This is a genomic window from Neptuniibacter sp. UBA6509, assembly GCA_002435145.1.
GTDB lineage: Bacteria > Pseudomonadota > Gammaproteobacteria > Pseudomonadales > Balneatricaceae > Neptuniibacter.
In genome coordinates, this window is the sequence record DJLT01000021.1 from 1 (window position 1) to 25,298 (window position 25,298).

Here is a 25,298-nt window from a genome sequence, read left to right on the forward strand (position 1 = left end):
CCCCTAACTATGGGACAGCAGTGCCACAATTGTGGCCCTTTTGGTGTTGTCTTTATTTAAACGCCTTTGTTCTATAGCAGCTCTGCTTTCTAGACAGTAGTTGTAGTTTCGCTCCAGCGTTATGTGCTCGTGGTTTTACAAACAATGCTTTGAATACCATGAGAACGTTAAACCTTGGGCTAATCCCTATTTATTGTCTGATTAATTTATGTACACTTGTAGTAAGTGTTTATAGAGATGTAATCAAAAAGCCGAAAAGTGCTTTATTAATAATTATAAAAAAGGAGAAGACGGTGAACGAGAATAGAGAACCTGGATTTTATAAAGTTCGCTATGGTAGACGATGGATTGCTGCGTTTTGGTGCGGTGAGCTTTGGGGCCTTCCTGATGAATTGAAACCTGGTGAAGAAGGCTGGGAATCCGAACTGGATAGCGACCCCGACGAAATTGGTGAATATATACCTATGCCATTGGCAATGAACGGTTGAGCCAATAGAAAAGATGAAACTGCCAATTCATTGTCAGTTTCATCTTTAATTTATCTGCTTAAGAATTTTTTAGGCTTTAGGTTCTTATGTTTAGGTAGCTACTTATGTTTACGCAATTACTCTAGGCCTAATTACAGAATAAACTTTCCTGCTGATGCTATCACGGCAGTAAAGATGCCCAGTATTAGGTTTATCCCAACAATCATTCTGATTTTATTTAATTGTATCGCCGCATCAGGCCACCGCTCTTCTGACACTGCTGCATTAAGTTTGCGGTAGGGGTTAAAAAATAGATGGCCAAAAAGCGCCATCATTAGATAGCCGCTGGCAAGCATAATGTGAATATGCGCTCCGATATTACTAAATCCCCCGAACAGTCCAATCATGCCATGTCCGCTTATGATAAGTAGTGCTATTGATAGCCATACCCATTTAAAAAAACGCTTAAATACTTGAGTCCATAAGGGTAAACGCAGAGGGGGATCTAATAATTCAGCCGCTGCAGGTCGAAGACAAACATAGGCGAAGAACATTCCGCCTACCCAAGCTATAGCTGAAAGAATATGTAGAGAAAGAAAAACTGACATATGTATCTCGCTTATCCTATATTAAAAAGGGAGGCTCAAAGAGCCGTTTTTGAAGTGTACCATGCACTAAAGTTTCAGTTATTCGCATAATTAGAAGGATTTTGTAAAAAAAGGCTGTGCGTTAAACTTTGGTCTTAATTGTCATAAGAAATATTATAAAAACTAATAGGTGAATAGGTGAATAGGTGAATATTAAAATAGGCCAGAAAATAGGTTTAGGCTTTGGTTTTGTTATGGCTCTACTCACTATAGCCATTGTTTTTGGTATTTTTGGCCTAAAGGCATCTGAAGATGGGGTGAAGTCATACACTTTAATGGCGGAAGAGACCCGATCTGCAGAAATGATACGCAGCGACATGTTTAAGGCTCGACTGTCTGTCGTGGAATATATTAAGACGCATAATCTTGACGATTTGAAAGCGTTTAGTGAGTTGATTTCGAATGTGGAACATAGGCTTGCAGAGGGAATTGGGCAACTTGAATCGGCTTCTCGTTCAGAATTATTAGCGAATACGTTGGCGCAATTGAGCCGCTATAAAGACGTTGTTAAACAGGTTTCTGAAAAAATTGTTGCGTCAGATCTGCTTATCTCCGAACAGCTAACACCGAGCGGTGAGCAGATGACCTTAACGATGAGTGAGTTAATACAGTCATCTAGTGATGATAATAATACGGAAGTTATGCTGTATGCGGCTGAAGTTCAACAGGCGTTAATGGGGGCTCGTTTATATACATCTGCTTACTTAGATAGTCAGAAAAGCGCAGATTTCGAATACGCGTTGTCATATATGCAAAATGACGTAAATGAAAGAGCTGAGGAATTAAACAGTACACTTGAAGCAGCGCATCAACGTGTTCGTTTTAGCAATTATCAGTCTGAAAGTTCATCTTTTCTTGATGCGATGCAGCTTGTCCATGACGAATTACAACAATTAACTGCATTAACGGATGAATTACATCAGGTAGAAAAAATAGTTTTCAAAAATTTAGAGTTAAGTACAGCTGAAGTGCAGACTCAACAAGATCAGTTAGGACCTATGCTGCAAGAGCAGGTTTCGAATCGCATTTACTTACTCGTTTTAATCACTTTCAGTGCGTTGGTAGTGGGGGCTCTTTTTTCACGTTATATGTCCCGTTCAATTAGTCAGCCTCTTCAAGAAGCGGTAATGGTAACTCAGCGTATTGCTGATGGTGATTTAAATGTTCAAGTAGATACTCAGCGTAAAGATGAGGTGGGTCAGCTTCTTAAAACGTTGAGTGAAACAACACAGAGTTTAAAAAGGATGATTGGCGAAATATCCAACTCAAGTCGTGATTTAGGTAACTCAACAGAGAAGCTGTCGATGACTGCGAGTGAATCTTTTGCTGGTATTTCTAAGCAGCAAGCTGAAACAGATCAAGTCGCAACTGCGATGGAAGAGATGGCTTATTCTGTATCTGAGGTTGCAGGTAATGCTGCGCAGGCTGCGGAAGCTGCGGAGCAAGCAAATAGTGACGCTGCACAAGGACATGAAGTTGTACAGCTTACGCAAGCTGCCATTCAAGAACTAGCAAATAGTGTGACTGAAACTGAAAGTCAAATAGAAGATTTGGAAACGCAGAGTCTTAATATCGGCGGAATTTTAGATGTTATCCGTGATATAGCTGAGCAAACAAACCTTTTGGCATTAAATGCTGCTATTGAAGCCGCAAGAGCTGGAGATCAAGGGAGAGGTTTTGCTGTTGTTGCTGATGAGGTGCGAGGGTTGGCTCAGCGTACACAGCATTCTACTCAAGAGATACAAAATCTAATTGAACGTTTGCAGACTGGGGCGAAATCAGCCGTGAACGCTATGCAGCAAGGGAAAGAAAGAGCTGAAATTAGTGTAGAGAACGCGGTGAAAGCAGCGACAGCTTTGGATGCAATTACAGGGGCCGTTGGTTTGATTAATGAGATGAATATGCAAATTGCGGATGCGGCTAAACAGCAAAGTAGTGTTGCAGAAGAGATAAGTCAAAGTATTTCAAATGTACGTGGTGTAACTGAAATGAGTGCTAATTCCGCAAGTGATACCTCTCAAGCTAGTGCGGAAATAAAAACTATATCTACAAATCTTCAGAGTATGGTATCTCGTTTTAAAATTTAGTGCTTTTGCATTGAGTCATTGAAATGGGTTCTAAAGTTTGGGGCTGTTATAAAAATATAGCCCCAAGTTTTAAATGAACTATTTAGAGGCTTTGACCGCTTTTAAAATCACGAACTTTTTGTTGTTAGCAATAGTCATGCAATTACCAAATATTTTTTTAAGTGTCACGTGGTAGCCTAAATGACGATTACCTATAACCCAAAGCTCACCACCTTTTTCTAACGCTGTATATGACTCGCGAAACATCTGTTTAGCAATGAAATCACCAACAACATTTTGCTGGTGGAATGGTGGGTTGTTAAGGATAAGATCATAGCTATTTTTCGGTAAGCCTTTTAAACAATCAGTTGTTAGAAAGTGGGCTTTTCGCTCTTCACCAAATGCACTTTCAAAGTTTACTTTAGCTGAGGCTACAGCCATGAAAGACTCATCTACGAAATTGAGTTCAGCACTGGGATTTTTTTCTGCTGCAATTAAACCGACAATCCCATTACCGCAGCCTAAGTCGATAATTTTTTTGTAGCTATTAGATACTGGCAGATGCTGCAGAAAGAAACGTGTACCAATATCAAGACTATCTCTTGAGAATACTGCGGCATGATTTGTAATCTGGTGCTCGGTATTTTCTAGAATATAGTTTGAAGGGTAGGGTGAGCTAGCCGGGCCTACCTCAAGATCGACAGTAGGTAAAATCAGGCGTGCTTTTTTCTTGGCTAGGGAAGTTTTAGTCGGCCCGATTATCTTTTCAAATAATTTTAAAGTGGAGTTGTGGATTGATTTAACCATAGCGCCAGAAAGCACTACGCTGTTCTCATGTAATAGCGGTTTTACGCGGATGAGTTGATCTTCAAGCATCGCGAGGCTTTTAGGAACTTTGATAATAACGAGATCAAACTGCTCATTTGGATAGTCTAAGCTGTTATGTAGCTTAATCGTATCTGGGGAGATGCTATTGTCGAGAAGGTTCTCTTTGATACCAGCATGGGCAATCCAAGAATCACTAATAGATTCAAGTTTGTAACTATTTAGCGAAATAGATAACGCCCCAAATTGATCATTAATGATTAAAACGCGGGAATGATCATTGATTAGCTGCTCTTCAGCTATGTGCTGAAGAAGGTATTCATCGGCCGCATCCCATGCTCTAAGTAGCTCTTTGCTCCTGCGAGGGAAACGTGAAAGTTGGAATTCACCAAAGGAAGTGTTGAGTATTTCCATTTCGACCTATGTACCTAAATATGCGGAATTGGCATGATTTTAACACAGGCCGAAACGTAAATACTCGAGCTTTACTCCTGATCTATTACTTGCTGTAGGTCAGGTTGAAATTTACAGGTACAGCAAATGAGATAGAAGGAAGTTTTGCTACTTCTTTTAATGCTGTAACGCCGGCATCAAGTCCGAAATCTGCCGCTTTAATTGCAATAGGTTCTGCCGTAGATACCATGATCTTATTATCTGTAAGCTTGATAATATTCACATCTGCGGATAGTTCTTTTTCTATGCCGTGCAGGCTAAGCGTCCCAGTGATTTTTGTGCTGACAATATCACCCGCTTTTTGCATATCAATTTTTGCAGGATCAAGCTGGGTTTTAAAAGTCGCTTGGCCGAATGTCGGTGTATCAAACAGCATGCTCTTCATTCGCTCATCACGTATTTCAATACCAGTTGAAACTGACGTTAGATCGATAGATAAGGTGGCGAGTCCTTTTGAATCGATTTGGCTGTCAAAGTTCGTAAAGCTATGAGATTCAAGGACGGTACCTTTTTTAATAGAAGAGAAACTAAAATCAGATTCTGAAGAGTTTAGTGACCAATCAGCTGAGGCGGTGCTCGCTAGAAGCAGTAACGATGAAAATGTAACTATTTTACGCATGATTTATATCCATATAATTTTGTTGGGAAGAATGAATTTTAAACGCTTGTATTAAATTGTCTATTTGGTTTTTTTAAAACAGGGTGTTTGGTCTGAAAAAAGCATCAAAACTTATTTTTTGTATATATGAATGATATACAGTTAATGTGCGTTGGGTATGCGTAAGCTTTGCTGTATTCTTGTAGGCAGACGATGATTGAGGTCATAGAGTAATGCCTGGTAAAAAGAAAACAAAAGCACAAAAAAAGAATAGCCAATTAGTTATTCGTATCAATGATGAGCAGAGAGATGAATTTGTTGCTTTGTGTGAAGAATTAGATACCAGTGCAGCGCGTGAGATTCGACGTTTTATACGTGGTTTTCTAAAAGAACACGAGCAAGCTGCCGAAGAAGGCGCTGATTAGTAATTCTTACCTAAGTATTTTGAAGGCTAGTGGTTCATAGATGTGAGTTATCTAAGAATTGCGCAATACTGATAGTTTTGATTTGAGCAATTAATGTATACAGGATTTAGAAGCTTATATCGTAAATCACAAGCGGCCTAATAGAAGACTTTTATCCGCAGTTCAGTTTTAGAACTGATGGGTATGAATGTGCTCTATTTTGTGTTGACTGGTATGAATAAGTTTCTAAGGTTGGTCACTTTTAAAGGGAAATAAAAATGTTTGGATTGGAAATAACCGCGGGTGTGATAGTTGTATTTGCACTCATTTTAATATTTTCTGGTATTAAGATGGTTCCACAGGGATACAACTGGACCACTGAACGTTTTGGACGTTATACAAAAACCCTGACGCCGGGTTTGAATATCATTATCCCATTTATTGATCGTATTGGTGCCAAGCAGAATATGATGGAACAGGTATTAGATGTTCCTCCTCAAGAAGTTATCAGCGCAGACAATGCTCAAGTAACGACAGACGCCGTGTGTTTTTATCAGGTTTTTGATGCTTCCCAAGCTAGCTATGAAGTGAATGATCTTTATCGCGCAATGCAAAACCTAGTGATGACAAATATTCGTGCGGTTCTAGGTTCAATGGAGTTGGACGAGATGTTATCCAACCGTGACTCCATTAATAGCCATTTGCTTAACAAAGTAGATGAAGTCACAGATCCTTGGGGCGTAAAAGTTACACGAGTGGAGATTAGAGATATTTCACCACCCAATGATCTTGTTGAAGCGATGGCTAACCAAATGAAAGCTGAGCGTGAAAAGCGTGCCGCAATTTTAACGGCAGAGGGTGAACGTGAAGCAGCAATACAAGTTGCTGAAGGTGAAAAACGCGCAGCTATTTTAACTGCTGAAGGTGAAAAAGAAGCCGCTTTTCGTGAAGCAGAGTCTCGTGAACGATTAGCAATGGCCGAAGCGCGGGCAACAAAAGTTGTTTCAGAAGCGATTGCGCAGGGTAACCCACAGGCACTTAATTATTTTGTCGCACAAAAATATACTGAAGCGCTTCAAGGCATTGGCGCGAGTGAGAACTCTAAAGTCGTTATGATGCCACTAGATGCTAGCAGTGTAATGGGCTCAATTGCAGGGATTAGTGAACTGCTTAAAGACACCAAAGTAGGCTCATAGATGATAGAACAGCTTGAATCTATAACTTATTGGCACTGGATTGTTTTAGCAATTGTACTTTTAGCCGGAGAGGCTTTAGGTGCGGCGGGCTTAATGATAGGAATATCCTTATCTGCATTTATCGTGGCAGGTTTGATGGCTGTCGGTTTGCTGCATGATTGGCAGATCCAGTTTCTGTTATTTTCGCTTTTCTCCGTATTGAGCAGTGTTGTGTTTTGGAAGTTTTTTAAGAATCAAAACGAACAAGACAGTGCGCGAATTATCAATAATCGAGCCGCTCAACTCATTGGTCGTAAGCTTACATTACAGGCGGATATTGATCATGGGCAAGGACGAATTCAAATTGGGGATACCCTTTGGAAAGTGAGTGCTGAGCACGATCTCCATGCGGGGGCGTTGATAGAAATCTACTCTTCTGAAGGAATGACGCTTCATATACGGGAAGTGTGATTTAATGATAAAGGGCCTAATGTATATGGAATGCATTAGGCTTTTTTGGTTTAGGTGGTTTTAATTATGACCGCTTTCGATTAATAGACGCCAGATAAATAGCTAGATCCTTCTCACCCATATGACCTCTCTTAAGTATTTGAACCATTACCCTGATCACGTTAAAGCTCAAGTTCAGCAGTTGATCGATCAAGATAAGTTAGGTGCCTTTTTGAGCAAAAAGTACCCTAGCCGACATCAGTACCAAAGTAATCGTGCACTTTATGATTATGCAATAGAGCTTAAAAATAGCTATATGCGTAAGTCTTCGCCTATTAGTAAAGTTCAATATAGCGATAAAGTTTCAGCGGTTAATGCCTTAGGGACACATAGTCGAATCTCCCGTGTGCAAGGTGGTAAGTTAAAAGCGAAAAAAGAGATCTTAATTGATAGCTGTTTTAAGCAAATGCCTGAAGAGTTTCTGCGCATGATCGTCGTTCATGAATTAGCGCATATTAAAGAGATGGACCATAACAAAGCGTTCTATCAGCTATGTGAATACATGGAGCCGAACTATCATCAGTATGAATTCGATCTGCGTTTATATCTTACATTGAGTGATAGTCTCTAAAAGAACCTATAAGTTAGTTTTCTCTTATGTTTTTTTGCTCGGCTTTGTAAGTCTTTCTTGATAACAGTAGTAAAAGCTGTAGTGTCGCATATCTTAACTTGTTCTATGCTGTTAGTAGGATATTAAGATTATGGATAAGTTTTATGAAACGAACTATTGTCGTTTTGTTATTCAGTTTTATAAGTTTTGGCTGTAGTCATCTGCCTCAAGAGTTAAGTGTGGCGGAGAAAATAGAGCTCTTACCTTTTGATGAAGTAGGGGATATGGACTTGGTTCCTACAAACTATCAAGCATTGTGGGGGGGAGTGATTGCAAAGACCGTAAATTATACAGATCGAACGCAAATTGAAGTAGTTTACTTCCCTTTGAATGATCGCGGCGAGCCGGATGAAACCCAAGAGAGTCTTGGTCGGTTCAAAGTTTATATCGGCGATTTTGTTGACCCTTATGTCTATAGGCCAGGCCGTTTAGTTACTGTTTTGGGTACATTGGGGGTGCGTGAAAAGGGTTACGTTGGTAATTATTTTTATGACTATACAGTTCTGCATGCTTTAAAACTGCATCTCTGGGAAGGTAAAAATGTATTGCCTTTCTTACCATCAGAAGAGCCGCTGGAAAAAGTGCGATCTCGCCCTCTTTTTAGTTACCAGTGATTTGTTTAAGAAAGATTACTCCTGTTTTATATAGGACCCTCCTGTTCTATATAGGATCCTCACTATTAAGTAGCTCCTTTTTAAGGGAGAGATTGCTACTTTGGAAGCTAAATGAATCCCAGCCTAAAAATTCAGATGCTTTCTGCTTATACACTGGGTAATATTGCCGCCTTATCAGGTGTAAGGTTAGAAATGTGATAGAGCAAACATGGTTATATCTTGCTGCGGGCTTGTTGTTGAGTGTGCTGCTTTTAATTCTTTTCAAGAAAATATCAGCAAAAAAGCCGACTCTTCAGAACCTGTCTCAGAAAGAACGTATGTTCACATCTGTTTTAGAAAAGGCGGTAGGCGATGGATATGAAATTCATTGTAAAGTGCCTATGGCTAATGTATTTAAAACGTCTGCTGAACAGTCTGAACGTCAAAAAAGCAAAGCCATGAAATCACTGCAAGGCCTCCAGTTTGATTACATTGTTTGCGATCCTGTAACTAATCGAATTGTATGTGCTGTTGAATTAGATGATCATCAATATGATCACAAACGACATAAGAATCAGGATCTTTTTATTGAAGATCTGTGCTTTGAAACGGAACTGCCTCTATTAAGAGTAGCTCCGCAAAATGGTTATAATTTAATGCAAATTATTGAGCGTTTTGAGCAAACTATTTCAGCATCAACACAAGAGAAGTTACCTCTCTCGGGTAATAAATTTAATTTACGGTTAGCCACATCCTTCGCTCCTGAAAGTTGCCAGGCTGCTTAAGACAATCTGTCTTAGGCTTCTTAAGAGATTACGAAATAAGAGACTGCTTGAGTAATTTCTCAGTATTCGTCGTTTTAAATGAAAAAACCTCCGCTATAAAACGTTACTCAATAACTATACTTATATGCAGTGCTTAAAAAATGCATTGAGTTTAGGGATGCTTGCAGGTCAGGTTGAGGCTTCAGGCCTCTTATAGCTTTTTTGTGAATTGTCCCTATTTAAATTTTTACATCATATCGGATGTATTGATTGTTGAGGGGCTGAAATGAATAAGCTGTATACAAATGTAATATCAGGTTTCGTGTTAAGTGCATTGGTGGCAACCAGTGCAGTCTCTGCCCCATTCGAACATAATCTGACAGATCAGGTTATTGTTCAATTCAATGAAAAGAATGCCAATGGTGTTTTGAAGGCACGTGGTTTATCTGCACAAATTAATAAAAATTTGTCTTTTGTTCGAAAGACATCTTTAGGGGCTTATGTATATAGGCTTCCCTCGATGGAAGAGTTACCTCAGGTTAAAGGATATATTACTGCACTGAGTGCCGTTTCCGGTGTTAAACATGCTGAAGCTGATCAGATGATGTTTGCAATTGGTGACTTAGCCATTCCCCCTACTGAGGGAATTACAGGTTCATCTCAAACCCCAATTTATGATTTGCAGTGGCATTATTTCGAATCGCTAGGTGGTATGAATGTAGAGGGTGGCTGGGGGCAACTAAGTAGCACTGACCCTGTGGTGAATGTCGCTGTTTTGGATACTGGGATTACTGCACATCCAGATCTGATAGGGAATGTAGTGGGGGGGACGGATATGATCTCGACCACTTTTGTTTCTAATGATGGTGACGGTAGAGATTCAGACCCTAGTGATCCAGGTGATTGGATTGAGCAAAATTATTGCGGAGGTGGTGTACCTGCAGCGGATAGTAGTTGGCATGGGACCCATGTTAGCGGAACAATTGCTGCGGTAACGAATAATAGTAGTGGTGTTGCTGGTGTAGGGTATAACTTGTTGAAAGTAGTGCCTGTTCGAGTCTTAGGTAAATGTGGAGGCTATACCTCCGATATTGCAGATGGAATAGTCTGGGCGGCCGTCGGTACTGATAATCCAAACAAAGCGAAAGTTATTAACATGAGCCTTGGAGGAGGAGGTACGTGTAGCGTGACCTATCAACAGGCGATCAATACAGCGGTTGCCGCAGGTACCACTGTCGTTGTTTCGGCCGGTAACTCAAATGCTAATGCTGCGAATTACAGTCCAGCAAGTTGTGATAATGTTATCAGTGTTGCTTCAACTGGTAGGACAGGTGGAAAAGCTTATTACTCTAACTATGGCTCCGTAGTAGATTTTTCAGCGCCTGGCGGTGATATGAGCACAGGGGGAGCAAACGGTGTGTTATCTACATTGAATGATGGCACTACTACGCCTAATACATCTATCTATGCGTATTACCAAGGAACCAGTATGGCTGCGCCGCATGTAGCGGCAGCAGCGGGTTTGCTCTATGTTAAAAAATCAAATGTGACGCCTGCAGAAGTGGAGGCCGTATTATCTTCTAGTGCACGTTCGTTTCCTTCGGACTGTAATCAATGCGGTACAGGGATTTTGGATTTAGGCTCAGCTATAGCCGCTCTTGATGGAAGTACTCCTCCGCCCCCTTCTGAGACTGTACCCGCAGCACCGAGCAATTTTGTTATAACTCCGGGTAATGAAATAGCTGACTTGAGTTGGTCTGATCAAAGTGTAAATGAACAGGCTTTTTATATTGAGCGCCGTAAGAAAAATCGTCGTAGATGGACAGGCTTTAGTTCCGTCGTGACTACCGATGCAGATGTTACAACCTACCAAGATTCGGGTTTAGATGGGACGTATCAATATCGTATTCGTTCCCAAAACAATGTAGGTGTTTCTGCGTGGGTTGTGAGTGGTGAGATACAGGTGAGTTCTGGCTCAGGTGGCGGTGGTGGTGAATGTAAAGGGAATGGTAAAAAATGTAGGTAAATTATCAAACGGGTCAGAGTTTGAGGCTTTAGGTGTAGCTGATGGTCATCGTAAAGCAGATCTTCAGTATTTCTGATTGCTAATCAGCCTATGTTTGAATTGAGAGGCGTTGCGTTTTATCATGTTGTTCATTCGGTAGACAGTACGTTCAGTTTCTTGATTTTGGATGTTTGCCATTCAGGTAGTCGATAGGGAAGTATAATGAAAATTAGTCATTTGAAATGTATACCATTGGTTGGCTTAGCTGCGGCCATTTCGTTGAATGCTGGTGCGGCTGTGGTTGAACATAAACCTACAGACCAAATTATCATTAAGTTCTCCAATGCAGGTGTTGATGGTCGCTCTAAGGCCAGTTATTTGTCGGGCCGTATCAATAAAAAATTGGCTTTCGTACGTAAAACTTCACAGGGATCTTACGTATTTAAACTGCCCGCTCGAGAAGAATTTTCCAGCCTTAAAAACTACCTGAAAGTGTTGAAAGCCGTATCGGGCATCAAACATGCTGAAGCAGACCAAATGATGTATGCCATTGGTGATATAGAAATTCCACCAGCAGAAGGAACGGTGGGAGCAAGGCAGAAACCTATTTATGATCTGCAGTGGCATTATCATGAATCTACAGGTGGTATGAATGCTGATGGCGCTTGGGCTCTGTTAGATCTTACTACCTCGGCTGCCGTGAATGTTGCTGTCTTGGACACCGGTATTACAGCGCATCCCGATTTAGATGATCACATCATTGGTGGTACTGACATGATCACAGCAACATCTGTTTCTAATGACGGTGATGGGCGCGATGCAGATCCAAGTGATCCGGGTGATTGGATCACTAAAAATGAATGTTATTTCGGCTCTCCAGCATCTAACAGTAGCTGGCACGGCACCCATGTAACAGGCACTATCAGCGCAAGTACTAATAATGAAATGGGGGTTGCTGGTGTTGGTTATAACTGGCTTAAAGTGGTTCCTGTGCGAATTTTAGGCAAATGTGGTGGTTATACATCTGACATCGCTGATGCCATTGTTTGGGCTGCAACGGGTGTCGATAACCCAAATAAAGCGAAAGTTATTAATATGAGTATTGGTGGCGGTGGTAGCTGTAGCGCAACCTATCAAAACGCAATTGATACAGCTGTCGCAGCTGGAACAACCGTGGTTGTTGCTGCGGGTAACTCCAACGCTGATGCGGGTAATTATACACCGTCAAGTTGTAACAATGTGATTAGTGTGGCCTCAACGGGCCGAACAGGAGGCAAAGCGTATTACTCTAATTACGGTGATTCTGTTGATTTAGCGGCTCCAGGCGGTGAAACAAATGTAGGTGCAAAAAATGGAGTTCTTTCTACGTTAAATGAAGGAACAACTTCTCCTGTAGCACCTACTTATGCTTATTACCAAGGTACGAGTATGGCCGCGCCTCATGTAGCCGCTGCGGCAGGCTTACTTTATCGGAAAAAACCAAATATTACGCCAGCAGAAGTTGAAGCTGTACTTACGTCGACAGCGCGAGAGTTTCCAGCTAAGTGTGCTCAGTGCGGTACAGGTATCCTCGATGCAGGGGCAGCGCTTGCTGCTCTTGATGGAAGTACAACACCTACAGTTCCTGATGCGCCAAGTAACTTTACGGTACAAGCTGGAAGTGGGGTTGTTAATTTAACTTGGTCTGATCAAAGTGATAATGAGACTAGTTTCTATATCGAGAGACGTAGAGAGTATCCCCGTGCATGGACTGGTTTCCGTTCTGAAGTGACTACAGCCGCAGATGCGACAAGTCATCAAGACTCTGTTGTTGGCGGTACTTATCAATACCGTATCCGTTCTCAGAATAGTGCAGGTATCTCTGCTTGGGTTATTAGCTCTGAGGTGACGGTTACTTCGGGTAACTAATTGAGTATATGAAATAAGCTTCTTCTATTACATAAGGTGATAGAAGGAGCTTTTTGATAAATGAACTTTTTGTAAAAAACTACTTTCCTAGCGCTAACCAAAGCCCAACGGCAATCATCAATACCCCGGACACTCTGTTCATAAGACGCACATTATTTCGTTCCATTAATATATGACGTAGTAATTTACCTCCACTGGCATAAATCAGTAAGCAGAGAAATTCGAGCAGTAGAATTAGAGTAATTAATGCGGTCAACTGCGGTGCCATTGGTAATGAAGCATCAATAAAAGGGGGCAGTAATGTTACAAAAAAAGCCCAGCCTTTAGGGTTAGCCACAGCGGTTAAAAAACCATTAAGGGCAAGCTGTTTATTTGAATAAGCAGGTGCCTCCCCCTCTGTTTCTGTTAGCACTAGCTTTCCCCGTGAGCAGAACATCTCATATCCAATCCAACATAGATACGCGCCCCCTCCAAGTTTTAAGAAAGTGAAAGCTTCAGGGTATTGCAGCATTAAGGTAGCGACACCCAGTGCTGCAGAGGTTGCCACGAGCCCAACTCCAATAAGTTCACCCCACATCATGTGTAAGCTTCTCTTGATGCCTATAGATAAACCTAAGCTCAAAGCTAATGTCATACACATACCGGGGGTGATAGAGACGATAAAAAAAGTTGGAATAAATAAGTAAAGTAAGGTTAATGACATCGACTTACCTAGAAAATATATGAATCCCTTAGAGATACTATATAGAGCCTTAGTTGATCAAGAAAAATCAAGCGGCATATCGATTAAAAGAATAATTATCCCTGAGGGATAAAAAATAAACAGATCTTTGAGACCTAATGTTTATAAGGCTTGTAGAGGATACCCATAATTAATCTACAGTCTTATCCACAGAATATGGGGGTAACATTTAAGGTTAAAAAAGGGTTGACTTGGTTGTTTTTTGTTCATAATTTTACTTAAAAACCGTTAACTGTATTTTTCTCAAAAAAGTGTTGCATTTCGATGACAATTAATAATTCGGTGGATAGGGTTAAAAAGTAGACAGTTCCCTTTAGGCTATGTATTACGGGGCTTATAGAGGATGTCCATAATTAGTCTACATACTTATCCACAGTTTTTGGGGAGTTCTTTACTGTATTTTACTTATTTAGGGTAAAGTTATTTATAGTAAGTACTTTTAGCCTTAAATTTATAGAGTGACGATGTAATGGCACTTCATTCTATGAGAAGTAAGTACTAGATATCATTAAATCAGAGGACGAATTGATGAATAGAAGGAATAGGGTAATCGGTCGAGCTTTATCTTATGTCGTTGGGCTTGTTACTGTATTTAGCTTGGCCGCTTGCTCAATGAATGGTTACCGCAACCAAGTGAGTAAAGAGTACTATTTACTCGACATAGAGAAAGGAAAGCTTTGTTTAGAGCACCGTTCTGAGTGCTATTCCCTATCGTTAATTGGTCCCTCACATCGTGAGCTGATTATTGCGGATGCATTTAATTTACCCAAAAAGGCGTACCGCTGGGATGGTCAGAAACTCATTCAGTTATTAATTGAGCCTCCTTCCGCTGAATACAGCGTACAAGTGTTAAATGAAAAACTATACCGCTTGCCTCCACATTATGCTGTTCACAGTGTTTGGGACGTATTAGCTTTAGAGTATTATGAATTGTATGAAAAAGGCGACGATCACTTTGAAATGTTACCGACGCCTAGACGTTATTGATCCGTATTATAAAATCAATGGCTGAGTATCCCGATATATAGACCCGCCTTACTTACCAGTAGGGCTAAAACATGCTACCTTTCGCGGCCAATTTTTTATTGACGAAAGATCATGATTGCTGGATTTGATTACGGAAGTTCTAATTGCGCTGTTGGCGTTATGAATGCTTCAAATGCTGTTGAATTAGTACCCCTCTATAAAGATCAATGCTTCTTGCCTTCAACATTGTATGCCCTGTCTAGGGATCTGATATGTGAAGGTGTTGCACATCAGATTACAGATACTCATATGCGAGATAAGTATCTTTCTGAACGATCCAATCAATTGAGACTCGCCGCATCTACACGTTTAGCTGAAGGGATCTTATCCCATGAACAAACATTGTTTGTGGGTGAAGAGGCGATAGAAAATTACATAGATCTTCCTGAAGAAGGTTATTTCATCAAATCCCCTAAATCCTTCCTAGGAGTGAGTGGATTACAGCCGCAGCACTTGGCTTTTTTTGAAGATATTGTCACGGCCATGATGTATCAGATCAAACAGGCAGCAGAGGTGCGCTTAAACGATAAGATTAAACATACCGTCATTGGAAGGCCTGTTAATTTCCAAGGTCGGGGTGGTGAAGCGGCAAACCAGCAAGCCTGTGGAATCTTACATCGTGCTGCGGAGCGGGCAGGATTTGAATCAGTTGAGTTACTTTATGAACCCCTTGCAGCCGGCATTGATTACGAAGCAGGTTTAACTGAGAACAAAACAGTGCTGGTGGTTGATGTTGGCGGTGGTACGACAGACTGCTCTGTTGTAAAAATGGGACCTGATTACCGTATAAAAACAGATCGGGAGGCTGACTTTCTAGGCCACAGCGGAGCACGTGTTGGAGGTAATGATCTAGATATTAATCTAGCTTACCGTGGCCTAATGCCGGTATTAGGTATGGGGGGGCGGTTAAAGAATGGTTTACCGCTTCCTTCACAGCCTTATTGGAATGCGGTATCGATCAATGATATTCCCTCTCAAGTTGAGTTCAACAGCTTACAAAATATTGAGCTGATGCAGCAGATGAAACGAGATGCGGTTGAGCCAGAAAAGCTAGCGTTGCTTTTAAAGCTGCAATCTCAAAAGCAGAACTATCAACTTGTACGAAGCGCTGAGTTAACCAAAATAAAGCTATCGAGTGAGGCTGATTATTTAGTCGATCTTGATTATCTTGAAAGTGGATTAGATCACCGCGTTACACGTGATCTGTATGAACTTGCGATTGAAAGGCCAGTGGCGAAAATAACCGATCTAATGGCTGAAGTGCTTAAGCAAGCACAATGCACACCTGACTTAGTTTATGTCACGGGTGGAACGACTAAATCACCGGCGGTTAGACAAGCTATCGCCTCAATGTTGGGTGATATTGAGGTTGTAGATGGTGACTATTTTGGCAGTGTTACTGCAGGCTTAACTCGTTGGGCGGAAAAACTGTATCGCTAATCTGCGATAGCTTTTCCGAAATATAGTTTTCTCTATACCTGCTTAATAGAGATTTACTGTGAGCTAGGCCTAATAATAGGCCTTCCTCTTTCCAGATAGACACTTCCACACCTTGTTCATTTGTTATGGAACTTATCGCTGCATCAAGCATCAGCTCATCAGGATATTCAGCCTGATAAAAAGTGTAAATCTTATTATCCTCACGATTAAGTACTTTAAGTTGTGCCGCAAGTTCGCCATCAATAGAGCAGTAGCTTCCTCCCAAAAAATCCCATACATCACTACTCAGTTTGCTCGAATGAATGAGTGCGAAACTTAACTTACTCAGCTGATTTCCAATCTCACTTATAGATGAAGATTTAATGTTAATACTGCTGGGTTGTTGGTGGTGACCCGCAATCTCAGCAAGGATAGAAGGGCCGGACACAGGCATTGGCATCAATGTGATAATGAGTGCGAAAAGGCTGATTGAGGCTAACGCATAGACTGGGGCTTTAAAATGAAAATAGGATAGGAAGGAATCCTTAGTGTGTTGCATCCAAGAACGCTTAGTTTGAGGTCCGCAAGGCAGGTCTGAATCTAAATCTGAGGTGGCCAGCGGCTCTAGAGTTGATTCCTGTTGCAAGGCAAGTAACTTATCCAGTTTATTTTCAGAGAGGGTTTTCTGTTGATAATGCTTTTTAAACGCTGATTTAAGTGACGTTTGCTTAGGTTCACTCATAGCATCACCTCCATAACTTGAGATTCTTGATAAGATAACTCGTGCTTTATACGTTTATTAAGTCGGTGCATTCGTGGCAGTAAGGTTCCTTGAGAAACACTTTGCAGTTCAGCTATTTCTGCAATGGTATATTCCTCTACTGCCCATAGATATAACAACTCACTCTCTTCAGCGCTGAGAAGACCGAATAATATTTAAACATCACGTTCTTGAATAAAAAGTGTTCCTCGGCCTAATCGAAGAAACAGTGCTGCTTGATTGTAATTATCATGGTTGGTCATGTGACGATCTACAGCGTGATTATTTACACTGTGATCAGAAGCGTTACCCATTGAATCCGTTACCTTATGAATAATTAAAAAAATGCCCTGGCTAGCAGAAGTGACAGTAGGCTAGTCCAGGGCTTAATGATGTGTATCTGTAGTAAGGATGGATCAGCATGCTTTTTGATTGCACAGTGCGCATAAAAATTTAGAAAAAAAGGTGAAAAAAACTGAATTAAGTTACTTATTTGCTCTGTAAAGACTTGACACTAACTTTGTTGGAACTGTTTTTTATAAAAAATAAGTCACAGGGCTAAAAAGTGATCAGATAGGCCGGAGCCTTTGATTTACGGGGTTTTAGAAGACTGTCCCAAAATAATATACATACTTATCCACAGAAAACTGGGGTAACTTTAATACCTATAATAGGAACGTTGTGAAAGGTGCTGATAAAAGAAGATATTTCAAACGTAAATAACTTTTGTCACTGCTTATCGTTCACCTTAAACTGATTTTCTATTGAGGGTTTGGTGAGCTGCTAATTAGATCAAGAGCATTTTCGTGAAATTGTTCTTCTCTGATCTCCCAGAGGGCTTTATTAAATTCAGCTTTTCGCTCGACCCAGCGTGATTTAGACGACAATCCAAGATATAGATCTACACTATTTCCTGGTTTAAAAGTTGCCTTAGTGACCGCCTCTGACAGCCCCCTGAGTTGTAGCTCATAGTCCGCTTGACAGTCCGTTCCTATAAACGCATCAATACGCTTATTTAAAAGAAGATCAGGCAGTACAGCCTCCTGAGTAACGCTTTGTTTATTGATATCAGAATCTCTATCAAAAGCTTCATAATAGGCAGAGCCACTCACTATGCCTATATTCATGCTATGCAAGTCCCTATGCTTGCTGATAAGGCGAGCTTGCCCTTTAGGAAGATAGAACTGAGTACTGCATTGGTAATACGAAGGGGCTGTATAGGTAATGTATTCAGCGCGCTCTTTACGCCAAGCGAGCCCACTCATACCATCTATTTGGCCATTTTCCATCATCTTCAAGCAGCGTTTCCAAGGACATAATTGGTATTGCACTTTAAAACCCATTCGTTTTGCGAGCTTTTTTAGTAACTCATTATCAATGCCGGAAACCTCGCTGCCGTTTATAAAGCGAAACGGCGGCCACGAATCCGCACCCATAATTAATGTGTTCTCACGATCTTCCATCACAGATGTGTCTGCATAAGCAAAATTGAAGAGAGAGAAAAGGGCAATGCAGCACACGGAGCGAAGAAACGAAAATGTAAACAATATCGTCGACCTGTATCGGAATTAAATGGCTTTCCATTGCTCATAAAAATTATATCTCTGTCTTTTAATATAGCGCAAATCGGTTGTTTAGTGACAGCCTAGATTAGGCGCTTACGTCTACATTAGGTTGTAGAAAGAATTGAGATAGAAGGCGGACAGTAAGGCCGGCAGTAAGATGGATAGTAGGATGTTAATTGGATGTTAGGACAATATAGAACGCTTCCTAAAAGAAGCGTTCTGATAAGCTCGATCAATCAAATGGGTTTGCACAGGTAAGGCCAGATAACGCGTGTATCTGCGGGGTGCAGGCTGCCGTCGGTTGACATGAAACTGATATCAACTGTTTTGTCTTGGCTGGGCAGTTGTTTTAATTGATTCGAATCTAGGCCTTTATTATGAAAAAGTGACAAAGGGTCTAACCACTGCCCCTGTTTAGGAATGAGTACCTTTGTAAAGGAGTAGTCTGGGGAATCGCTCCAATAAGCTGTCATATGTAGGTGATAAAAACCACTAGCGCCGAAGTGCCCTCCAGTTGTCCCACTATTGCCTGTTTCACCCACTTTTTGTCCCATTTTGACCGGTGTGCCTGCCACTAAATCAGGAAGCTTATCTAAATGTTTATACTCGATGAATAACCACTTATCGAGCCCTGTTTGTTCTGGGCTGTGACGCATCCAAATACCTTTACCACCAATGCCGCCTTCGTTACCTTCGTGCCGTATTAAAAGTTCGCCGTCCGCCATAGCAACAAGAGGCACGCCTTTAGGTTGTGGGATATCAAAGCCGCCATGTAACCCTCTAAAATAACGGGGGTTACGACTTGAACCATCGGAGCGATAAGGGGTTGCAAAGCCGGACAATGATTTTGGGCAGCTGAAACTATCAGGATAGCTTGGCTTTAGACCGGTAGCGATAAACCCATATTTTTGCATGACTGCTTTTGTCGCCATGGGTGGAATAAAAGCTTGGGCTTTCTCCATTTTTTCCGGGGATAGCTTTTCCTCTTGCTCCGATTTGTTTTTGTTTGCTTCCATCTGAGCTTTCTTCTTGCCTCCTCCAAAACCACCACCGCCGCCTGCGCCACCGCCACCTCCGGGTTTACCTAGCCCGTAGCCAAAGGATGTCGATGCATAAACAGAAAGAAGAAGAGTAATTGAAAAATGGGTAATGGCAGATGTTTTAAACATTTTAAGCTTCCTGCAAAGTGGTGTCGTTATGTCAGTTTAGATGAAAAATAACAGACGTTAAGTGCCAAATTCGTCTAGTAGACTGTTTTTTGGTCAGCTGTCTGCTGGGAGAACTCTTAACTAGCGTTATTTAGCATCAGCTAAGGAAACTAAGTGGGCCTCAAGGAGTCTCACAGTATTCAAATGTGTGCATTTTTTATAGAGCATACCGAATAATGCATTAGCTAACATAGCAATGTGTAGCCAATAAACTTAATAAAGGGAGCTAATTATGAAAAACGCGATAGCCATGGCAGCCGTTGGACTTAGCCTAAGTGCAACTGTCGTTGCTGAAGAGGCACAGGTCGATGGTTTTATCAGTGTAGAAAGTGCGCATAGTGTCAAAGACACCGCAGATAAATTGGAAACGGTACTAAATAGTAAAGGCATGATTGTTTTCAATCGAATTAATCATCAACAGGGTGCAGAAAAGGCAGGGCTTCAGTTGAGAAAAACAGAAGTCATATTATTCGGAAACCCTAAAGTGGGAACACCGTTAATGCAATGTGCGCAAAGCGTAGCAATTGATCTTCCGCAAAAAGCACTGATTTGGAAAGATGAGGCCGGAAAAGTTTGGTTAAGCTATAACGATCCTGCTTATTTAGCAGCGCGACATAATATAGAAGGTTGTGAAGCTACCTTAAATAAAGTCTCAGGTGCGTTAGCAAAATTTGCAATGGCCGCTTCTAAATAACTGTGCAATTAATCTATGTTGTTTTCTTATGATTTTAGCGGGAAGTTGGGTTCCCGCTGAACATCCCTGTCTTGCATAAAATTAACATAACTAAAGGGTTTCAAAGGTTCTTTAGATCGCTGCTTGTATAAAATCGCCTAGCAGAAAAAAACGTCTATACTTCAAAGATAGTGTTTATCTGTGACATTAAATGGAACAGGGAAGCAACTGACTGTTACGACTCTAATAGGGCAGTGGGTATTAGTGTATCTATGAATTTTACTAGATCGGCTTTCTTGCGAATTTTTACAGCTCTTGTTTGTCTAGCAGGATCGTATTCCTCTCAGGCTATCGCACAACCTGATTTAAAGATCATAACTGAAGATTGGGCGCCTTATAATTATGAGGAAGATAAGGTTGTTAAAGGACTTTCTACTGAAATAGTTCAAGCCATTATGGATGAGTTAGGTGAGCATTATCCTATCCATATATACCCCGGACCAAGGGGGGATAGAATGCTAGATACCGAGCCAAACATTATGTACTTTTCGATCTTTAGAACGCCAGAACGAGAAGAGAAGTATAAATGGATAGGACCTATCTCGGATCAAGCGATCTATTTCTATAAACATAAAGATAATCCAAAATCCTATAAAACAGTGGATGATATTAAACAGGCAAGCTTAGTATCGGTACCCTATAAAGGGCTAGTGACGGATCAGGTGGAGGCTCAAGGCATAACGAATGTGATTAGGCTTCAGTCACGTGAAAGGCAACTTGCGATGCTGTTTAAAGACCGCGCAGAATTAGCTGTAAATACAAGCCCGTTAGGGGTGGCATACTATTTAAAGCAAATGGGAAAATCGGCTGATTCTTTAGTGCAAACTGAAGTGAAACTACTTGAATTTCCTCTCTATATCGCCTGTTCAAAAGAGATCCCTGATAGTGCCATTGAGCGATGGCAAGAAGCACTCGAACGCGTCCAAGCATCAGATAACTATGCGAATATATATAATAAATACCCATTTCTAATGGACCCTCATTAGATTTGCTCCTTTAACTGTATCTACTCCTCCCAGCGTTTATTGAATCTATTGCTAAGGCTGCACTCTTGGCTAATACCTATTATTAATAACGACCCATTCGTACAGTTGTCATAAGTAGTTCTTATAGGCAAAATGTTCGGATTAAAGGCCATGATGGCCGTGGATGATGTTCGTCAGAAGGAAAGACGATGGAATGGATTTGGATTGTACCAGTGATGATGTTCATCGCACTGATCTTGTTAAAAACGCTTGAAGCTAAACTGAATGGCGATTCAGAGCAGTCTCCTGCGGATGCTTTGGGCTATAGACAAAAGAAACTACTCTTCAGCGCAGCTGAACGCTCGTTTTTAGGTGTGCTTGATCAAGCGATAGATCAAGACAGATACCGAGTCTTCGGTAAAGTCCGCGTAGCAGACCTCCTAGAACCCCAACCCTCAAAAAATCGAAGTGAATGGAAGAAAGCGTTTAACAAAATAAGTGCTAAACACTTCGACTACGTCATCTGCACCCGCGATACCTTAAGTCCTGTTTGTGCGATAGAGCTAGACGATCAAAGCCACAACCAAGAGAAACGCCAGCAACGCGATGAACTATTGGAATCTGCGTGCAATGGCGCGGGTCTACCGCTTTTACGTGTACCTGCAAAACGGACGTATAAGCCCGAAGCATTGAAGGCAATGTTGGCCAAAAGGTTTGCTGCAAAGTCGCAGGCAGAGGCGAGTAGTGAAGCGTTAGAAGATGAAGTGCTGGTGGGTGAGATTGGTGGGGCCGTTAGGTGAAAATCTTTTTGCCGCTAATTTACAAGTATTAAAGGGGTTTCGATCCCTCTGCGTGTTCCCAATAAATCAAGTCATTTTTTAAATACTCTTTAAGGATAAATAATGAAAGCCGTACATAATAGAATAACCTACTTGGTTGGTTTGCTATCAATCTTAATACTGTCTGGTTGTACTGCGTCACCTCCGCAACCAAATGTAAGTTTAAATACAAACTTGTTGGCCCGAGAAGATGTCAAAGTTGGTATTTACTATGCGGCTCCTGAGGATAAAGCGACTACTCATATTTGGGGAGCAAACTGTCTTATCTGTTATGGTGTTGCTTCGGCATTAACGGGGGGGCTTGATACGCATTTGGAGAGCACTATATCAACTGAAGAGCTAGATGCTATAAAAGAGCTTGTTCACTCTAAATATTCTGCCCGTTTCAATAACGTCCAAATGGTGGATCTTCCAGCTCCTTTAAAAGAAATGAAGGACTTTAAGGATCAACTTGGCTTTCCAGAAAAAGATTTTAGGGGGCTCAGAGAAAGTTTAGACGTTGAAGTGTTGGTGATAGTACAGATAGGTAGCCATGGTGCATATCGTAGTTTTAGTAATTACATCCCGAATGGTGATCCTCAGGGGTACATTGGAGGGTTGCTCTATTCAGTCGATCTGAATACGAATGCATATCTTCAATATTTAAGCATTGATGAAAAAGTCCAGCCTACAGGTGAATGGGATGAACCACCTCGCTACCCTAGCGTGACGACTGCATATTATCAGGCTGTTGAAAATGCTAAGCAGAAGATTGAGAAGTCATTTTAATCAATAGCGAGCTATTTTAATGCGAGTATTAATAACTCTATTAATATTTATCTCTTTGATAGGGTGCGTTAGCGCACCCTATCGTGATGACCATACTGCTCATATCAATACGATTTCTGAGCAATATGATGCAAGCGACTTGCGTTTTGTTCTGGTGGATGGGCCTGCGATTGATATTCGAGGAGTTTATTCCGCAGATAATACGACAGTATCGTCTTCGATAATGTATCAGGGAGTTGGTGGTATTGCGGGTCTTCTTGCCCAAATTGGTACCCACGCTTCACTCATAAATTCTCAACGTAATACTAAGCTAGCAGATGCTCAAATGAGAGCGAATGAGGAAATATCCTCATTAATTAGTCTCGCCCCAGAGATAGATCTTCGTAAGCTTGTTAAAGAAGCGGGGTATAAACTCGAAGGTCATAATCACACCGAAGTCTCTTCTACCCTCGTTAATATCAAACCGATTTTCTTTGCTTCTAAAGCAATGGATAAAATATCTTTAAATATGATTACTTGGGTTGGTGGAAATGGAGGCGCTGAAGGCAGTAAACCTCAGTACCAGAATCTTGTACAGGTATTCAGTCAGAACCTTTCTGATCAGCAGAAAGCTCGTTTGGAAAAGGGGGATAAACAGTTTTTATCTAATTTGATGCTGATGTTATTGGATACATCGCTGACGATTGTCACAGCTGATTTAGCTGGGAAGTATTCTTCCATTGATACGCCTGATAAAACTTTTTTGGTCGAAAAACATTTTGGAAAGAAAGTTGTCCGAGGCACGGTTGTGGATAATATGTGTAATTATATTGTGATCCGTGATTTGAGATCTTGGTTTGTAGCGCACATGGAACAATCGATAAGTGTTAATGGCAATGCGCCTGAAGAAGGGCAGAAAAGATGTTCATCAATGGTAAAAAATGAGACAGCCAAATTATGACGCCATCTTAAGAAGTCTTCGGGGCTATCTCTGGCATAGTGCAGAAATCTAATTAGTTACCAACTGGCACAGCCTAAAACACCTTTGACGCAGCCGAGTATCTTTAAAACCTCGCTCACGCACCCCTTTGGGCATAAAGGGTGACTTCCAACAGGAATCTCGCGAAGCGAGACAAGGAGTAGGCGGTTGTTTTTAAGAAAGTGTATTCTTAAGGGGGAGAGCTCTTGTTCCCCCTTAATGGGCGTAAGCCCTGTTTTACTCCAACCCCAATTCCCTAATCGCCGCCTTCGCCAAAAAGTTTGATCTATTTCCATATAAACTATTCTCCGCCACGGCATTATCTATCTTGCTGATAAGCCTTCCTGGTAGGGTGACATTAATTTTCTGAGCTTTTCCCAAATAAGAGGTGATATCTACATTCACCAGTGCCCAGATACCCTCTGTATATTCTTTGTTATTTTGAAAAGCCTCTAAGGTGCTGCCTATTGGAATATCTTCGCCTTCCTCAGCTAACAGCTCTAAGTGTCCTTGGATAGCATCTTGTGCCATAAAGAGCGCTTCTTCATAGGTTGATCCAGCGCTAAAACAGCTGGGAATATCTGGCACAATAACGCCATAGTCACTATCAGGCTCTTTTTCTATAAAGATCGGATACAGCATTGGCGACCTCTTTTCATATATTTCTGCTGATTTCATTTAAGGCCTGCCTGTTTAAAAATGCTATTGAGTGTTCCTTTTGGCAGGTCACGCTTTGGGTGAGGAATTGTCACGATTCCCTTTTTCTTCTGGTGTTTCTAGTGGTGATGACTCCCACGAGTCCTAACCAAAAACCACCCGTCAGCTTCCAGCTGCTTGATTAATTCACGGCTATCCATGCCAAATCCTTAATTATAACTCCGGAGTTATAGCTCGAGTTTAGTTCACAAAAAAGTCCAGAGCAAGGTCTGGGTTTTGGAAGGGAATGTATGATAATTGAGATCAGAACAAGCTTAGGTACTATAAATGTAATCTATTAGGTTTTATCGATAAAACTCTATACTTTGATATGGCACGGTCTCAAACACCTTTGACGCAGCCGAGTATCTTTCAGGCCTCGCGCACGGGGTGGCTTCCTACAAAGCTGGTTCGTTGTAGGAGCTCAGCCCTCTGAGCGAATGACACGCAACCGGCTGAAGATCCTCCGAAGCAACTCAATAGGTCTGCTTTCTACCAAAAAGATAAAAAACCAAAACCTCGCACATGGGGTGGTTTCCTACAACAAAACCTTAAAACCAAAAACTCGCACCCCTGCGGACATAAAGGCTGGCT

At 41.3% G+C, this 25,298-nt stretch carries 26 protein-coding genes and 1 pseudogene; 17 read left to right on the forward strand and 10 right to left on the reverse strand.

What is annotated here, in order from left to right; all coding sequences use genetic code 11:
- Positions 1-293 precede the first annotated feature (293 nt).
- Entirely contained in the window at positions 294-488 is a 195-nt protein-coding gene (locus tag B4K11_RS02925; protein ID WP_292957549.1) for a hypothetical protein, read from the forward strand.
- A 131-nt stretch (positions 489-619) separates the two neighbouring features.
- Here the strand turns inward: B4K11_RS02925 and B4K11_RS02930 are convergent, their stop codons facing one another.
- Positions 620-1,075 carry a CopD family protein gene (locus B4K11_RS02930; protein WP_292957552.1) on the reverse strand — a complete coding sequence of 152 codons (456 nt, stop codon included), beginning with the start codon at positions 1,073-1,075 and terminating at the stop codon, positions 620-622.
- Between the two features lie 185 nt (positions 1,076-1,260).
- Here B4K11_RS02930 and B4K11_RS02935 point away from each other — a divergent pair, with 185 nt between their 5' ends.
- Positions 1,261-3,201: a HAMP domain-containing methyl-accepting chemotaxis protein gene (locus B4K11_RS02935; protein WP_292957555.1), complete on the forward strand. Its 1,941-nt coding sequence runs from the start codon at positions 1,261-1,263 to the stop codon at positions 3,199-3,201.
- Between the two features lie 78 nt (positions 3,202-3,279).
- Here B4K11_RS02935 and B4K11_RS02940 read toward each other — a convergent pair whose 3' ends face one another.
- Together B4K11_RS02940 and B4K11_RS02945 are read right to left on the reverse strand one after the other, a co-directional pair.
- The gene (locus B4K11_RS02940) at positions 3,280-4,419 is read right to left on the reverse strand and encodes a methyltransferase (protein ID WP_292957558.1); all 1,140 of its coding nucleotides are present in this window, start codon (positions 4,417-4,419) and stop codon (positions 3,280-3,282) included.
- Between the two features lie 85 nt (positions 4,420-4,504).
- The gene (locus B4K11_RS02945; RefSeq protein ID WP_292957561.1) at positions 4,505-5,077 is read right to left on the reverse strand and encodes a YceI family protein; all 573 of its coding nucleotides are present in this window, start codon (positions 5,075-5,077) and stop codon (positions 4,505-4,507) included.
- 212 nt (positions 5,078-5,289) lie between these two features.
- Between B4K11_RS02945 and B4K11_RS02950 the strand changes: the two genes are divergently transcribed.
- The 8 genes from B4K11_RS02950 (at position 5,290) to B4K11_RS02985 (ending at position 13,025) form a co-directional block, all read left to right on the forward strand.
- Positions 5,290-5,481, forward strand: a complete 192-nt coding sequence (locus B4K11_RS02950) for a hypothetical protein (protein ID WP_292957564.1) — start codon at positions 5,290-5,292, stop codon at positions 5,479-5,481.
- Between the two features lie 257 nt (positions 5,482-5,738).
- A complete protein-coding gene (locus B4K11_RS02955) occupies positions 5,739-6,656 on the forward strand; it encodes an SPFH domain-containing protein (RefSeq protein ID WP_292957567.1) in 918 nt (305 codons plus the stop codon).
- On the forward strand, positions 6,657-7,106 hold the full coding sequence (locus B4K11_RS02960; protein ID WP_292957570.1) for an NfeD family protein: 450 nt from the start codon (positions 6,657-6,659) through the stop codon (positions 7,104-7,106).
- A 121-nt stretch (positions 7,107-7,227) separates the two neighbouring features.
- Positions 7,228-7,716: a M48 family metallopeptidase gene (locus B4K11_RS02965; RefSeq protein WP_292957573.1), complete on the forward strand. Its 489-nt coding sequence runs from the start codon at positions 7,228-7,230 to the stop codon at positions 7,714-7,716.
- Between the two features lie 143 nt (positions 7,717-7,859).
- Positions 7,860-8,369 (forward strand): Slp family lipoprotein, encoded by a 510-nt coding sequence (locus B4K11_RS02970; RefSeq protein ID WP_292957576.1) that lies wholly within the window; start codon positions 7,860-7,862, stop codon positions 8,367-8,369.
- A gap of 194 nt (positions 8,370-8,563) precedes the next feature.
- The gene (locus tag B4K11_RS02975; protein WP_292957579.1) at positions 8,564-9,133 is read left to right on the forward strand and encodes a DUF2726 domain-containing protein; all 570 of its coding nucleotides are present in this window, start codon (positions 8,564-8,566) and stop codon (positions 9,131-9,133) included.
- A gap of 265 nt (positions 9,134-9,398) precedes the next feature.
- Complete coding sequence (locus B4K11_RS02980) at positions 9,399-11,138, forward strand: S8 family serine peptidase (RefSeq protein WP_292957582.1); 1,740 nt, start codon at positions 9,399-9,401, stop codon at positions 11,136-11,138.
- A gap of 201 nt (positions 11,139-11,339) precedes the next feature.
- Complete coding sequence (locus B4K11_RS02985; RefSeq protein WP_292957585.1) at positions 11,340-13,025, forward strand: S8 family serine peptidase; 1,686 nt, start codon at positions 11,340-11,342, stop codon at positions 13,023-13,025.
- Positions 13,026-13,104: 79 nt separating this feature from the next.
- On the opposite strand, the gene B4K11_RS02990 is transcribed toward B4K11_RS02985, so the two are convergent.
- Entirely contained in the window at positions 13,105-13,728 is a 624-nt protein-coding gene (locus B4K11_RS02990) for a LysE family translocator (protein WP_292957588.1), read from the reverse strand.
- A 567-nt stretch (positions 13,729-14,295) separates the two neighbouring features.
- Here B4K11_RS02990 and B4K11_RS02995 point away from each other — a divergent pair.
- Together B4K11_RS02995 and yegD are read left to right on the forward strand one after the other, a co-directional pair.
- Positions 14,296-14,754 carry a hypothetical protein gene (locus tag B4K11_RS02995; protein ID WP_292957591.1) on the forward strand — a complete coding sequence of 153 codons (459 nt, stop codon included), beginning with the start codon at positions 14,296-14,298 and terminating at the stop codon, positions 14,752-14,754.
- Between the two features lie 111 nt (positions 14,755-14,865).
- Positions 14,866-16,233, forward strand: coding sequence for a molecular chaperone (gene yegD, locus B4K11_RS03000; protein ID WP_292957594.1), 1,368 nt, complete (start codon positions 14,866-14,868; stop codon positions 16,231-16,233).
- Here yegD and B4K11_RS03005 read toward each other — a convergent pair.
- The 4 genes from B4K11_RS03005 to B4K11_RS03020 all read right to left on the reverse strand — a co-directional run bounded on the left by B4K11_RS03005 (position 16,190) and on the right by B4K11_RS03020 (position 19,706).
- Complete coding sequence (locus tag B4K11_RS03005; protein ID WP_292957597.1) at positions 16,190-16,954, reverse strand: hypothetical protein; 765 nt, start codon at positions 16,952-16,954, stop codon at positions 16,190-16,192. The two genes, yegD and B4K11_RS03005, sit on opposite strands and share 44 nt — an antisense overlap.
- Before the next feature lie 194 nt (positions 16,955-17,148).
- Positions 17,149-17,286: a hypothetical protein gene (locus B4K11_RS03010; RefSeq protein ID WP_292957600.1), complete on the reverse strand. Its 138-nt coding sequence runs from the start codon at positions 17,284-17,286 to the stop codon at positions 17,149-17,151.
- Between the two features lie 447 nt (positions 17,287-17,733).
- Positions 17,734-18,519, reverse strand: coding sequence for a substrate-binding periplasmic protein (locus B4K11_RS03015; RefSeq protein WP_292957604.1), 786 nt, complete (start codon positions 18,517-18,519; stop codon positions 17,734-17,736).
- A gap of 254 nt (positions 18,520-18,773) precedes the next feature.
- On the reverse strand, positions 18,774-19,706 hold the full coding sequence (locus B4K11_RS03020) for a M23 family metallopeptidase (protein ID WP_292957607.1): 933 nt from the start codon (positions 19,704-19,706) through the stop codon (positions 18,774-18,776).
- 271 nt (positions 19,707-19,977) lie between these two features.
- Here B4K11_RS03020 and B4K11_RS03025 point away from each other — a divergent pair, with 271 nt between their 5' ends.
- From B4K11_RS03025 to B4K11_RS03045, 5 genes are all read left to right on the forward strand, one after another.
- A complete protein-coding gene (locus B4K11_RS03025) occupies positions 19,978-20,439 on the forward strand; it encodes a DUF302 domain-containing protein (RefSeq protein ID WP_292957610.1) in 462 nt (153 codons plus the stop codon).
- Between the two features lie 251 nt (positions 20,440-20,690).
- Entirely contained in the window at positions 20,691-21,464 is a 774-nt protein-coding gene (locus tag B4K11_RS03030) for a substrate-binding periplasmic protein (protein WP_292957613.1), read from the forward strand.
- Between the two features lie 188 nt (positions 21,465-21,652).
- The gene (locus B4K11_RS03035; protein WP_292957616.1) at positions 21,653-22,243 is read left to right on the forward strand and encodes a DUF2726 domain-containing protein; all 591 of its coding nucleotides are present in this window, start codon (positions 21,653-21,655) and stop codon (positions 22,241-22,243) included.
- A gap of 102 nt (positions 22,244-22,345) precedes the next feature.
- Positions 22,346-23,050, forward strand: a complete 705-nt coding sequence (locus tag B4K11_RS03040) for a hypothetical protein (RefSeq protein WP_292957619.1) — start codon at positions 22,346-22,348, stop codon at positions 23,048-23,050.
- 19 nt (positions 23,051-23,069) lie between these two features.
- Positions 23,070-23,990, forward strand: a complete 921-nt coding sequence (locus B4K11_RS03045) for a hypothetical protein (protein ID WP_292957622.1) — start codon at positions 23,070-23,072, stop codon at positions 23,988-23,990.
- 255 nt (positions 23,991-24,245) lie between these two features.
- Here B4K11_RS03045 and B4K11_RS03050 read toward each other — a convergent pair whose 3' ends face one another.
- The gene (locus B4K11_RS03050; protein ID WP_292957625.1) at positions 24,246-24,686 is read right to left on the reverse strand and encodes a type II toxin-antitoxin system HicB family antitoxin; all 441 of its coding nucleotides are present in this window, start codon (positions 24,684-24,686) and stop codon (positions 24,246-24,248) included.
- Positions 24,683-24,865, reverse strand: a pseudogene (locus tag B4K11_RS03055) (type II toxin-antitoxin system HicA family toxin). The gene B4K11_RS03050 and the pseudogene B4K11_RS03055 overlap by 4 nt, the downstream one beginning before the upstream one ends.
- Positions 24,866-25,298: the final 433 nt, after the last annotated feature.